This is a genomic window from Pelistega indica (genome assembly GCF_000506865.1).
GTDB lineage: Bacteria > Pseudomonadota > Gammaproteobacteria > Burkholderiales > Burkholderiaceae_B > Taylorella > Taylorella indica.
In genome coordinates, this window is sequence record NZ_AYSV01000063.1 from 43,501 (window position 1) to 57,688 (window position 14,188).

11 protein-coding genes and 2 pseudogenes are annotated in these 14,188 nt (G+C 37.1%); 10 read left to right on the forward strand and 3 right to left on the reverse strand.

All coding sequences use genetic code 11. From position 1 onward, the window contains the following. Positions 1–17: 17 nt before the first annotated feature. The 3 genes from folD (at position 18) to V757_RS18780 (ending at position 3,744) form a co-directional block, all read left to right on the forward strand. On the forward strand, positions 18–875 hold the full coding sequence (folD, locus tag V757_RS18770; RefSeq protein WP_023950067.1) for a bifunctional methylenetetrahydrofolate dehydrogenase/methenyltetrahydrofolate cyclohydrolase FolD: 858 nt from the start codon (positions 18–20) through the stop codon (positions 873–875). Between the two features lie 188 nt (positions 876–1,063). Further along, entirely contained in the window at positions 1,064–3,121 is a 2,058-nt protein-coding gene (locus V757_RS18775; protein WP_023950068.1) for a M3 family metallopeptidase, read from the forward strand. 26 nt (positions 3,122–3,147) lie between these two features. Then, entirely contained in the window at positions 3,148–3,744 is a 597-nt protein-coding gene (locus tag V757_RS18780; RefSeq protein ID WP_023950069.1) for an SCO family protein, read from the forward strand. Between the two features lie 95 nt (positions 3,745–3,839). Here the strand turns inward: V757_RS18780 and V757_RS18785 are convergent, their stop codons facing one another. After that, complete coding sequence (locus V757_RS18785; RefSeq protein WP_023950070.1) at positions 3,840–5,609, reverse strand: SLC13 family permease; 1,770 nt, start codon at positions 5,607–5,609, stop codon at positions 3,840–3,842. A 188-nt stretch (positions 5,610–5,797) separates the two neighbouring features. Here V757_RS18785 and rpsT point away from each other — a divergent pair, with 188 nt between their 5' ends. After that, positions 5,798–6,061, forward strand: a complete 264-nt coding sequence (rpsT, locus tag V757_RS18790) for a 30S ribosomal protein S20 (protein WP_023950071.1) — start codon at positions 5,798–5,800, stop codon at positions 6,059–6,061. Positions 6,062–6,455: 394 nt separating this feature from the next. Here the strand turns inward: rpsT and V757_RS18795 are convergent, their stop codons facing one another. Then, a complete protein-coding gene (locus V757_RS18795; RefSeq protein ID WP_023950072.1) occupies positions 6,456–6,746 on the reverse strand; it encodes a DUF3579 domain-containing protein in 291 nt (96 codons plus the stop codon). Between the two features lie 127 nt (positions 6,747–6,873). Here V757_RS18795 and argF point away from each other — a divergent pair, with 127 nt between their 5' ends. The 6 genes and pseudogenes from argF (at position 6,874) to V757_RS18825 (ending at position 13,326) form a co-directional block, all read left to right on the forward strand. Then, positions 6,874–7,824 carry an ornithine carbamoyltransferase gene (gene argF, locus V757_RS18800; protein WP_031274272.1) on the forward strand — a complete coding sequence of 317 codons (951 nt, stop codon included), beginning with the start codon at positions 6,874–6,876 and terminating at the stop codon, positions 7,822–7,824. 66 nt (positions 7,825–7,890) lie between these two features. Further along, positions 7,891–9,108: an argininosuccinate synthase gene (locus V757_RS18805; RefSeq protein WP_023950074.1), complete on the forward strand. Its 1,218-nt coding sequence runs from the start codon at positions 7,891–7,893 to the stop codon at positions 9,106–9,108. 191 nt (positions 9,109–9,299) lie between these two features. Beyond that, a complete protein-coding gene (locus V757_RS18810) occupies positions 9,300–9,629 on the forward strand; it encodes a rhodanese-like domain-containing protein (protein WP_023950076.1) in 330 nt (109 codons plus the stop codon). A gap of 151 nt (positions 9,630–9,780) precedes the next feature. Continuing rightward, entirely contained in the window at positions 9,781–10,788 is a 1,008-nt protein-coding gene (locus tag V757_RS18815) for a Fe(3+) ABC transporter substrate-binding protein (RefSeq protein ID WP_245586958.1), read from the forward strand. A 91-nt stretch (positions 10,789–10,879) separates the two neighbouring features. Then, a complete protein-coding gene (locus tag V757_RS18820; RefSeq protein ID WP_147628847.1) occupies positions 10,880–12,523 on the forward strand; it encodes an ABC transporter permease in 1,644 nt (547 codons plus the stop codon). A gap of 22 nt (positions 12,524–12,545) precedes the next feature. Beyond that, positions 12,546–13,326 (forward strand): annotated as a pseudogene (locus V757_RS18825) (ABC transporter ATP-binding protein). Positions 13,327–13,435: 109 nt separating this feature from the next. Here the strand turns inward: V757_RS18825 and V757_RS18830 are convergent. Next, positions 13,436–13,836, reverse strand: a pseudogene (locus tag V757_RS18830) (aquaporin); the annotation flags it as partial. Positions 13,837–14,188: the final 352 nt, after the last annotated feature.

Here is a 14,188-nt window from a genome sequence, read left to right on the forward strand (position 1 = left end):
ATTTTTAAAGGATTATTATGTCAGCAGCTATCATTGATGGTAAAGCACTTGCCAATTCAATTAAACAAAATTTAAGTGAAAGAATCCAACACCTAAAAGCAAACCACATTACCCCTGCTCTCACTGTCATTTTAGTAGGAGATGACCCTGCATCAGCAGTTTATGTGAATAGTAAACACAATACCTTCACTAGCTTGGGGTTGAAAAGTGAGGTGTTGCGTTTTCCTGCTGAAATTACACAAGAACAATTGTTAACAGAAATTCGCAAACTCAATCAACAGAAAGATTTACATGGTATTTTAGTGCAACTACCACTGCCTAAACATATTGATACCAATACAGTCATTGATACTATTGCACCCGAAAAAGATGTTGACGGTTTCCATGTGAGCAATGCTGGATCCTTGATGACAGGCAATCCACGCTTTATTCCTTGCACGCCATATGGTGTGATGAAAATGCTTGAAGCACAAAAAGTAAATCTACGTGGTGCTGAGGCTGTTATTGTAGGTGCTAGCAATATTGTTGGTAAGCCTATGGCTCTATTGCTGCAAAAAGAAGGTGCAACCGTCACTATTTGCAATTCAAAGACCAGAGATCTAGCTGCACATACAAAACGTGCTGATATTCTTGTGGTAGCCACTGGTCGAGCAGAAATGATTACCGGCGATATGATTAAACCTGGTGCTGTTGTCATTGACGTAGGAATTAATCGTATGGCAGATGGTAAATTAAAAGGCGATGTAGAGTTTTCATCTGCATCAGAAGTGGCTAGTGCCATCACACCAGTTCCTGGGGGCGTAGGACCTATGACAATTGTCATGCTGTTGGTTAATACAATTGAATCAGCAGAGCGCTCTTTAAAAACAGCCTAACATCCCTATCTTATAGTGTCATAACGGTGGTTTACTTTCTTTTAGAAGAAACCACCCTTTAGCTTTAGCAATAAGCCCTTCTCTGCTTAGGAAGCATTCGTTGATTCATAATCAAGTTAATTTTAACGCTAGGGCTAAAGCACAATTAGTACACGACAATAAAACTTATCAATTCAGGCAAGAATACAATGACAAGCAATAATCCATTACTCGTTCCAGTCACAGAATTTATCGATTACTCCTCAATAAAAACAGAGCATATCGTCCCCGCCATAAAACAGTTATTAACTGAGAACAAAGCGCTTATTGAAGAAATCGCTGCAAGACCTGCACCATTGACATGGGACAGTTTTGTAGAGTTTCTAGCCGTAAATTCTTCACAATTATGGCGTGCATGGAATGTCGTAAACCATCTTAATTCAGTGGTAAATACGCCTGAATTAAGAGCTGCCTACAATGAAATCCTACCGATTATCACTGAGTATTCAACATGGATTGGCTTAAACAAAGACCTCTATCATCACTATAAAGCATTACATAATTCAGCAGAGTTTGACACATTAAGTCTCAGTCAACAACGTGTAATTACACTTGCTCTTCGAGATTTTAAATTAAGTGGTGTAGAACTTGAAGGAAATGATAAGGAACGTTATGCACAAATTAGCGAGCAACTTGCTAACACATCACAAAAATTTAGCGAAAACTCTTTAGATGCAGTTGATAATTGGGCACACTATGTACTTTCTAAGGATGAACTAACTGGCATTCCTGAAGATACTCTAGTTGCTGCAGCTGAGGCAGCTAAAGCCGATGGCAAAGATGGCTATAAATTTACCCTAAAGATGCCGTCTTATCTTCCTGTTATGCAATATGCACGAAATGGCAAGCTACGTGAAATTATGTACCGTGGTTATAGCACTATTGCCTCTGACCAAGGTGATACCCGTTTTGACAACTCTGACAATATTGAACAATTATTACGTTTACGCCAAGAAGAATCACACTTGCTCGGGTTCAAAAATTTTGCCGATATGCAGTTGGAAACACGTATGGCTAACACAGCAGAACAAGTTATCAGCTTCTTACGCGATTTAGCCAGTCGAGCCAAACCTTATGCCTTAAAAGATATAGATACACTCAAAGCCTTTGCTAAAGAAAAATTAGCCATTGACTCATTAAATCCATGGGACTATGCCTATGTGTCCGAGCAGCTAAGACAACAAAAATACACCTATTCTGATGAAGAAATCAAACAATATCTCCCTGAGGATACTGTATTAAAAGGCTTTTTTGCTATTGTTAAAACGCTTTACCAAGTTGATTTTGCTCCTATTGCTATTTCAACATGGCATCCTGATGTCAAGGTTTTTGCCGTACAAGAAAATAACCAAACCATTGGATACATTTATTTTGATCTTTATGCCCGTGTAGGCAAGCAAAGTGGCGCATGGGTTGGTTCTGAAAGAAGTCGTCATATTTATAATGACAATACCATTACGCCAATTGTCTATTTGACATGTAACTTTACCCCTCCAACAGCAAACAAACCTGCCCTCTTGTCACCAGATGATTTGATCACCTTATTCCATGAGAGTGGACATGCACTACATGCTTTATTATCAAAAGTTAAAGAGCCTGCTGCTTCACCTTTCTCTAGTGTAGAGTGGGATGCTATCGAACTCCCTTCTCAGTTTATGGAAAACTTTGTATGGGAATGGGAAGTAATGGAGCCAATGACTCGTCATTGGGAAACCAACCAAAAACTACCTCATGATTTGTTTGCAAAAATGCTAGCTGCCAAAAATTTCCAAAGTGGTATGCAAACTGTTCGACAAATCGAATTTGCTCTTTTTGATATGCTTATCCACCAAAAAACAGAGAAACTAACCATCCAAGATGTACTAGATATCTTAAATCAAGTACGCCAAGAAGTAGCTGTTATTATTCCTCCCACATGGAATAGATTTCCTCATAACTTCTCTCATTTATTTGCTGGAGGCTATGGGGCTGGTTATTATAGCTATAAATGGGCTGAGGTTTTATCAGCTGATGCCTATAGCCTATTCGAAGAAAACCGCACTCCACAAGGTAGTACTGTCAATCCTGATATTGGACGTCAATTCAAAGACAAAATTCTAGCGGTAGGAGGTTCTATGCCTGCAGCGGAATTCTTTAAAGCTTACAGAGGTAGAGATCCTCAACCAGAGGCATTATTGCGTCATAATGGCATGCTAGAGAATATTTAACCTTATGATATTAATTGAGGATTAAAATGTTTAAAATCAAAACAATTTTTACAGCTCTCTCTTTATCAGCGAGTTTGTTTTTAAACACAGCCGTATTAGCTGAAACTACTATTTATGATATTAAGGGAAACTTACCTGATTTAAAATTTGATCTCAAAAAAATTGATAATGACCATTTCACCGAGAAAAACTTACAGGGTAAGGTAGTTCTCGTTTTCTTTGGTTATGCCTCTTGCCCTGATATTTGTCCTACGACTATGGCTGAATTAAGCGAACTTAGAAACTCACTAAGCAAAGAGCAAATGGAAACAATGCAAATCGTGTTTATCAGTGTTGACCCTCATCGTGATACACCAAAAGTACTACAAGCCTATGTAGATGCGTTTAATAATGGTGCTATAGGCCTGACAGGCACAGAAAAAGAAATTGCTGATATCGCTAAACGATACCGGGTTGCTTACCAAATTGGGAAACCTAAATCTGCTGATGATGCCAATAATTATGAAGTAATGCACGCTCAAGGCATTTATATCTTTGATCGTGATGGCAAGGCTCGCTTGCTGAGTTCTAATGGTGAGGACACTGATAAAATCAAGCAAAAGCTAGAGACTTTGTTTAATTAATGAGTAAATTGCCTATATCTTTTTAAAATACTTATCACCAAATAAATGCCATATCTGAATAACCTTTTAGTATGGCATTTATCATTTATAGACGATTATGTGGTAAATGGCCAAAATATAGGAATAAATATGGCGCCCAAGACTAGGTAAATAAGATTCAATGGTAAGCCGACCTTTAAGAAATCAATAAATCGATACCCCCCTGCACCATAGACCATAGTATTGGTTTGATAACCTACTGGGGTCATAAAACTAGTAGCCGCAGCAAATGCTACTGCAACAATAAAGGGGCTAGCATCCACTCCTAGTACCTTGGCAGTCGAAACGGCAATTGGTGTTAATAGAACAGCTGTTCCAGCATTACTCATAAATTCAGTTAGAATCATTGTCATTAAGTAAAGAATGATTAACACTACCAATGGACCAAAACCTTGTACTTTCCCCAAGGTATTATCGACAATAAACTGTGCTGCCCCACTATTCGCCATCGCTTGCCCCAAAGGCAATAACCCAGCTAAGACAATAATAATACGCCAATCAATGCTGTCATAAGCATCCTCTGCCGACAAACAACCAACCATTACCATCGCTACAGCACCTATTAATGACGTAATCACGATAGGTACTATATTCAGAGCTGCCAATAAAACTACAGCCCCCATGACACATAAAGCAAATTTAGCACGCCAATTCTTACCTTGCCGAACACTACCTTCTGACAACAAAATAAAATGATTATCCTGTCGTAAATCACTGATATCTATTTCAGGCAAGGTCAATAATAAAATATCCCCTACCCTTAAAGAAATATCTCGCAAACGTTCTCTAACCACATTGCCTCGTCGCTGTATTCCCCATACACGACAATCTTTATTCCATACCCGCATCAATAATGAGACATTTGTACCAATCCATTTTGAATTAGGCGCAATCATTACCTCTGCAATGCGTAACTGATGTTGTTTGTCTTGAGGATTTAAGTCTTGATACCCTGAGCTATGTGCTAATTCATACTTAGCGACCAACTTTAAAATATCTTCAACCTCTCCTCGCACCAACAAAATATCATTCTCTTGTAGTTCTTGATGGGATGGCGTAGATAGCTTCTCACCATTACGTAATAAGCCAAGAATATAAACATTGAAGTTTTCATTCAATTTTTCGTCATCAGCTAATTTATTAATAAGCGGTGATGATGCAAGTATTTTTAGCTCTACAACATACTTACCAAACCCTAACTCATCTTCGATTTTGGCATGCGTATCAGGTAGCAACCATTTACTGATAAAGAGTAAATAAACTCCCCCGACTACTAAAAAAATCACTCCCATCGGTGTGAAATCGAACATTCCAAACCCTTTATGTCCCTGTTGAATAGCAATAGAATTCACCAATAAGTTCGTTGATGTACCTATAAGAGTAGATACTCCTGCCATTTGTGAAACAAAAGATAGAGGAATCAACGCTTTTGACGGTGATAATTTGATTTGCTGACAAGCCGAAATAACAATTGGAATAAATACAGCAACTACAGCGGTGTTATTAACAAAAGGGGATATAACAGAAGTAATCATGAGCAGAATCAATAAAAAAATCCATGCTGATTTTGCTTTGCCCAATAAAGCACCAATACCATCCAAAGCACCACTTTTTTGTAATCCAGTCGCTAACACAAACATAGCCGCCACAGTAATAGTAGCTGAGTTACTAAAACCTGCAATAGCTTCATCGACCGAGACCTGATGAGTTATCACCAATAAAACCAATACTATTATGGCTACGGCATCCATACGAATTTTTTCTGTAGCAAACAATATAACAGCCAAAAATGTTATTGTTAATGTCGCAATTATATTTACATCCATTCATTACTCCTTCGGCTGTCTATTATAAAATCGAATCATAAGTTTCTCTGGCAAAGAAGATTAAAAAATCACAGTTTTTACCCTTAAACTTAGGTTTTTAGACAACAAAAGTGCAAAATCCTTGCGTTATTAAATACTTACTGTTAGAATACTAGCTTTGCTGAATTAACTTAATAGAAGATACACATATGGCCAATACTGCCCAAGCTCGTAAACGTGCTCGCCAAGCTGTAGCACAAAACAAACACAACTCTAGCTTACGTTCTTTACTACGTACATCAATTAAGCGCGTTCGCCAAGCTATCGAAGCCGGCGATCAAGCTAAAGCGAATGAAGTTTTCTCTCGTGCAACTAGCGTAATTGATCGCGTTGCTGATAAGAAAATCATTCACAAAAACAAAGCTGCTCGTCATAAAAGCCGTTTGGCTGCAGCTATTAAAGCCCTAGCTTAATTTTCATTGCTCACATATTAAGTTGTGCGCAGATAGTCCTCTATAAATAATTATCTACGCTAGGGTTCAGCATAAAAAAGACGCTATTTAAGATGGCGTCTTTTTTTCTTTCCTGATTTTTCTTTAAACCTTAATCGCACGACTTTTTCTTAATCTTGAAGCCTTAATCTCTCAACTTCTCTTAATATAATCACCCTCCTCTTTTCCCCTCACTTTATTTTCAGCATTATCTATCTATTAGATATCTTTATGCTATCCAGTTAGCCTTATTTCTCCTCTCTAGCTAAACTCTTTGCTAAAAAAAGCACCCTCCTCTCATTCTTTTAAGGTCATTAAAAAAGCCCTTAAGTAAACACTTAAGAGCTCTCTAAATCGACACAAAAAGAATAGGACCTTAATCAAACTCAGGTTCACCCTTTAACTCAATAGTAAGATCATTATCTACAGCAAAATCATTAACAAACTTCCATGCTCTAGGCTCTAATTGGCGTAGGCGTTCATCAACTATCAAACATTTATTCCCATTAAAATCACTAGGAATAACATAAGGGGAATAAGCGATATGGCTTTGTTGCAATCCGGGTGGACGAAATTGCGCCATTACACCTGCCAAACGCTCTGCCCAGTCACTAGGGCGAAATTTTTGACCTTTTTTGGTCAGACCAATAATGATTAATTGTTGCACTTCTTCTACTCTGCATCAATAGACATGTTATTTTATTCTATTTACACAAGAATTTCGACAAAATTTGGCATAATTGTTTATTATTAATATTTATACTTTCAAGTTCTTACTTTTTACTTTTATTGCTATGTCACTTCAAACCACCAGTGCTCCTATGCGCCATTTTTTACAATTAACTGATTTTTCTGCGACTGAAATACTTTATGTCTTAACACGTGCTCACTACATTAAGCAAAAATTCAAACGCTATGAGCCACATATGCCTTTGCATGATAGAACCTTAGCCATGATTTTTGAAAAAGCTAGCACAAGAACTCGAGTATCTTTTGAGGCGGGCATGTATCAAATGGGAGGGTTAGTCATTAACCTAACCTCTAATGATAGCCAACTAGGCCGTTCTGAACCTATTGAAGATACGGCACGTGTCGTCACACGTATGGTTGATATTGTAATGATTAGAACCTTTGAGCAATCACGTTTGGAGCGTTTTGCCGCCCACTCTCGTGTACCTGTCATTAATGGTCTAACCAACGAATATCATCCTTGCCAAATTCTAGCGGACTTATTAACTTATATTGAGCACCATGGCTCAATTCAAGGCAAAACAGTGGCGTGGATTGGCGATGCCAACAATATGGCTTATACATGGCTACAAGCTGCCCAACTATTAGACTTTAAATTGCATATTTCCGCTCCTAAAGGCTATCAGCTAGACAAAGAGCGTATCGCATCGATTAACCCAAAACATTTCCAAGAGTTTGATGATCCCATGCAAGCAGCAACCAATGCGGATCTAATTACCACTGATGTATGGACCAGTATGGGTTATGAACAAGAAAATGAAAAACGTCGTCAAGCCTTTGCTAACTGGATGGTCGATCAAGAAATGATGTCCCTAGCCAATCCTGATGCTTTATTTATGCATTGTTTACCCGCTCATCGTGGAGAAGAAGTCAGCGCTGAAGTGATTGATGGCCCACAAAGTGTGGTTTGGGATGAAGCCGAAAATCGTCTACATGTACAAAAAGCCTTAATGGAATTTTTATTATTAGGCAAAAAAGAAACACCTAGTTTTTAATGTTTTTTTTGTCACTAAAGCGTAAAATGATTTAGTTAATTAACTCCTTGATGAGAGAAGATATATATGAGCGATGTTAAAAAAGTTGTACTTGCTTATTCTGGTGGGCTAGACACATCAGTCATTCTAAAATGGTTACAAGACACTTACCAATGTGAAGTAATTACGTTTACTGCAGATATTGGCCAAGGTGAAGAATTAGAACCAGCACGCACTAAAGCCCTGAAATTTGGTATTAAGCCAGAAAATATTTTTATTGATGACTTACGCGAAGAATTTGTGCGTGATTTTGTCTTCCCTATGTTCCGTGCCAATGCAATTTATGAAGGCGAATATCTATTAGGTACATCAATTGCTCGCCCTCTTATTGCTAAACGTCAAATTGAAATCGCTAAACAAGTCAACGCTGATGCTGTTTCACATGGCGCAACAGGTAAAGGCAATGACCAAGTTCGCTTTGAATTAGGCTACTATACCTTAAACCCAAACATTCGCATCATCGCCCCATGGCGCGAATGGGACTTACTCTCTCGTGAGAAATTGCTTGCTTATGCTGAAAAAGCTGGTATTGAAGTCGACATGAAACATAAACAAGGTGGTGCACCTTATTCTATGGATGCAAACCTTCTGCACATTAGCTACGAAGGTAGACACCTAGAAGATCCTAATGCAGAAGCCGAAGAAAGCATGTGGCGTTGGACAGTATCACCAGAAAAAGCACCTGATACTCCAGAGTATATTGATTTAGAATACGAACGTGGTGATATTGTTGCTATCAATGGCATCAAATTAAGTCCAGCTCAAGTATTAACTAAACTAAATGAACTTGGTGGTAAACATGGTATTGGTCGTTTAGACCTAGTAGAAAACCGTTATGTTGGCATGAAGTCACGTGGTTGCTATGAAACCCCTGGCGGTACAATTATGCTAAAAGGTCACCGTGCTATTGAGTCTATCACACTAGATCGTGAAGTAGCTCACCTAAAAGATGACTTAATGCCACGTTATGCATCACTTGTCTATAACGGCTACTGGTGGTCTCCAGAGCGCAAAGCGTTACAGGTATTGATTGATCATACTCAACAATTCGTGAATGGCTTTGTTCGTTTAAAACTTTACAAAGGCAATGTATACACTGTTTCTCGTGACTCAAAAGATAGCCTATTTGATAAAACAATAGCTACCTTTGACGATGATGGTGGTGCATACAACCAAGCTGATGCTGGTGGTTTTATCAAACTAAATGCACTACGCATGCGTATTGGTACAAAAGCAGGACGATAAACCAGAGGCTTGAGGACTACACATCGAATTTAAAAAATAGTTCTCAACAAACCACTTCTTAACAATGAACTGTACCTCACCAGTTGAGGCAGTTTAGTTTAAAGAAGTGGTTTTCTTAATTTTTTATCATCACATTATTACTATCAATATTTCCTCATTTATTATTCAGATTCTCCCTCCAAAGTAACAATATGCAAACAGTCTCAACTATCACCGTTCATACCTTAAAAGAATGGCTAATAAGTGAAAAACCATTTACCTTACTTGATGTACGAACTAATGAAGAAATAGCCTTTAACCATATCCCTGGTGTTAATAAGCATATTCCTATGGATGAAATTCCCATGCGTCACCAGGAGCTTGATGACAACCACCCTATTGTGATTTATTGCCACCATGGTATGCGAAGTATGCAAGTTGGTTTATATTTAAATCATATTGGTTATGACGACATATATAACCTCCAAGGAGGTATTCACGCATGGTCACAGATTATTGATCCAACTATACCTAGCTATTGATCATTTCTGATGCTACCCAGATTTTCCAATACAATTTATTTTTAATCCATCATTAATTTCCACAAAAAATTATTATTGAATATTATAATGAGAATAATTTTTATTTCTATAAGGATTTTTGATGCGATTAAATACGATTTTAAAATCAATAATGGTTATTTGTTCTTTAAGTTTGACATGTACTACCCTTGCAAACACAAATGAAGTAAACATTTATACCACTAGAGAGCCTGGCTTATTACAACCTCTTCTGGATGAGTTCACAAAAGATACTGGTATCAAAGTAAATACGGTTTTTGTTAAAGATGGATTAGCTGAACGTGTTCAAACGGAAGGCAATAAATCTCCTGCTGATGTGCTCATGATGGTGGATATCGGTAAATTAACAGAACTTTCTGAAAAAGGATTGGCACAGGCCATTGACTCAAAAATATTAACAGAAACTATTCCTGCACAATATCGCGATAGCAAAAATGAGTGGTTCACCCTCTCTCTAAGAGATCGTGTACTATATGTGCATAAAGATTTAAACATAAACTCTTTCACTTATGAGGAATTAGCTGACCCTAAATGGAAAGGTAAAGTATGCATTCGATCTGGCCAACATCCTTACAACACTAGTCTTATTGCAGCGATGATTGCTCATCATGGTGAGGTAAAAACAGAGGAGTGGCTCAAAGGAGTTAAAGCTAATTTAGCACGTAAAGCAACTGGCGGTGACCGTGATGTTGCTAGAGATATTTTAGCTGGTATTTGTGAAATTGGTATTGGTAATGCCTATTATGTAGGCAAAATGAAAACTGCCACAGGTAAAAATGTCGAACAGCGTAAATGGGCAGATGCAATTAAGGTTATTCGTCCTACATTCAATAACGGCCAAAATGCTGGTACTCATGCGAATATCTCAGGCGCTGTTGTTGCAAAACATGCACCAAATAAAGAAAATGCCATTAAATTAATGGAATATTTAGTCGGGGAAAAGGCGCAAAGTGAATATGCAAAAATAAATTTTGAATATCCTGTACGTAAAAATGTTACCCCTGACCCTATTATCGCATCATTAGGCAACTTTATTCCTGATGAATTGCCAATGAGTGAAATATCTCACTATCGTAAAAAGGCCAGTGAATTAGTGGATAAAGTTGGCTTTGACAATTAATTATTTCCCTTTCTTTAAGGACACAACTTGTTATTAGCTATTAAAATAACAGGTTGTGTCTTTATTTTTTAAACTAAAAATGCTCAAAAATATGAGCCGTAAATTATTAAATACATTGAGTCCTCGCAAAGTTCTTTCATATATAGTAGCTCTATGTGTTATTGCTCCTGTTTTATCTTTGCTTACCATTGCACTAACAGGCAATTTGGCACATTGGGACAATCTATTACATTACGTCATTCCTGAAGTTTCGCTCAATACATTACAGCTACTGGTAGGCGTAGCAATCATCGTTAGCCTACTTGGAGCAGGCAGTGCATGGATAACCTCTGCTTATGATTTCCCCTCAAAAAAAATATTACTCTGGGCATTATTACTCCCACTTGCTATTCCGACCTATATTATGGCATTTGCCTATTTAGATTTATTACACCCACTTGGTCCGATTCAAACAACCATCAGAGATATTCTAAATATTTCCTCACCTAGAGAATTTCGTTTACCTGATATACGAGGAATATGGGGTGCTATTTTTATCATGGGTTTAGCACTTTATCCTTACGTATATTTAAGCACTCGTATTATGTTCATTAGTCAACCAATGAATCTGATAGAGGCAGCAAGAACATTAGGATATTCACATAGAGAAGCTTTTTATTACATTATCATTCCCATGGCTCGCCCTGCCCTTGCTGTAGGCATTAGTTTAGCCTTAATGGAAACACTAAATGATATAGGAGCTTCTGAATTTCTTGGTGTACGTACATTAACAGTCGCTATCTATAATGAATGGGTCACCCGATCTAACCTAACAGGTGCTGCACAAATTGCTATTATCATGCTACTCATTGTAAGTTTGTTGTTATATATTGAAAAAAATAGCAGACTTCATCATCGTTATGCCAACACTCAAAAACTTAAACCGATTTCACCTCAAAAAATTACTGGTTATAAAGCGGTTATTTTAATGATTCTTTGCTGGATTCCTGTTGTATGTGGCTTTCTATTACCAGTCTTATATTTATTGAGTGAAACCACGAAACGCTGGCAAGGATTTAAGCAATTATCTGCAAATCTATTATCAAGTACATTTAATACCGTCCTGCTTGCTAGCATAGCCACTCTATTTACCGTACTACTTGGTATCTTTATTGTTTGGGTCCAACGAATGAACTCTCGCAATCAACACTACTCGCTGAGCAAAATTAATAGCTTTGGCTATGCTATACCCGGAACAATTTTAGCCATTGGCTTATTAAGTCCATTTGTTATAATGGATAACTTTATTGATTGGATACTAAATATCTTCTTTTACGTACCATCTCAGCTTTATATCATGGGAAGTATCGCAGGTTTAGTCATTGCGTATTGTATTCGTTTTTTAGCCATTTCTATTGGTTCCATAGAGTCTGGCTATGCACGAATTCCTCTATCCCTTGATAATGCAGCATCAACTCTTGGTTATAATTCTTATCAAATTTTTGGATATATTCACCTCCCCTTACTAAAATCGGCTATAGGTGTTTCCTCTCTTCTGGTCTTTGTTGATGCCATGAAAGAATTATCCGCTACTTTACTATTGCGACCACTTAATTTTGAAACATTATCTACATTACTTTATGCGGAAGCAGCTCGTGGAACATATGAAGATGGAGCTATTGCTGCACTTCTAATTGTAGTTGTAGGCATTTTACCCGTTATTATTCTTGCTAAAACACAACATTCACAGGCTTGATAATTTTTTTATTTTAAAAATCATGAACCCTTTATTAACTCTTGACTCCATCACTTTGGGGTACAAAAAAAATAGTTCTTTTAATACAGTTATTCATAATTTAAGTTTAACTATTGAACCAGGTGAAATTGCTTCTTTTATTGGTGCTTCTGGTTGTGGAAAAACCACCTTACTGAGATCCATCGCAGGATTTGAACCAATTTATGAGGGAAAAATTCTATTGATGGATAAACTATTGTCCACTCCCTCAAACATGCTACCACCTGAACATCGTCATATTGGTATGATGTTTCAAGATTATGCCTTATTTCCACATCTGACCATTGAAAAAAATATTCGTTTTGGTTTACACAAATTTCCGAAAGCGGAGGCGCAAAGAATTACCTATGAAATGCTTGAGTTAATCAACCTTACTCAATATGCTAATGCATACCCTCATCAGTTATCGGGAGGTCAACAGCAACGAGTAGCACTAGCACGAGCTATAGCTCCATCACCTAAACTATTACTGCTAGATGAACCTTTTTCCAATCTAGATATAGATACACGCGAAAAACTCGCATTAGATGTTAAATCTATTCTAAAAGAAAAAAAAACTAAGTGCTATCTTGGTCACTCATCACCAAATAGAAGCATTAGTCTTTGCCGATAAGATTGGTATTCTCTCCAATGGACAATTATTGCAATGGTCAACACCAGATCAATTACTTGAGAATCCTAATTCCCTAGAGGTAAAAAACTATATTCGTAAAGATACAATTTACAGTTATCAAGACTTTAAACAACTTCTAAAATCTGCCTAATAAAATATCCCCTCTCTAACCATTCCATAAAAAATGCCTTACTGACAAAATCAGTAAGGCATTTCTTCTATACAATAAAGCTACCTAAAACAAAGGATTAGATAAATTATTACGCATTTTTATTGCATGATACACAACGATATAATAGCGCACCAATAATACCACCAACAATAGGAGCAAGCCAGAACAACCATAATTGTTAATTGCCCAACTACCTTGGAATAAAGCCACACCAGTACTACGTGCTGGGTTAACCGAAGTGTTAGTCACAGGAATACTAATTAAATGGATAAGTGTTAATCCTAAACCAATGGCAATTGGCGCAAAACCAGCTGGTGCACGTGAATCAGTCGCACCCATAATGATAAATAAGAATACAGCTGTTAAGACCACTTCAATAACAAATGCTGATACTAATGAATAACCACCAGGTGAATGCTCACCAAAACCATTGCTAGCAAAACCTGCTGATGCATCGAAACCTGCTTTACCAGAAGCAATTAAATAAAGAAAACAACAACTTGCTAAATAGCTAAGTTGCAGTGAACTTTACTCCTTTTTGCTTAATATTTAAAGTATTGATAAGCATTATTAACAATTATTTGGATTAATTAACAATTACATCTAAGGCGTTAGCACATTGGCAACACAAACTGATAAGCGTTTAAATTTTATTTCTTATCAAGACACAAATATATTTTGATACAGATAATATCCGTACAAAGCAGTTAGGTATAATCTGCTTAGTTAAGAGTAGGATATCAGTGAAAAATAAAGTAATTGAAAATAGTCTGTCACCAAGACTACCCCACTATAAGCATAGCTTAGACTACTATATTGCCTATTTTTCAACCGATCAAAG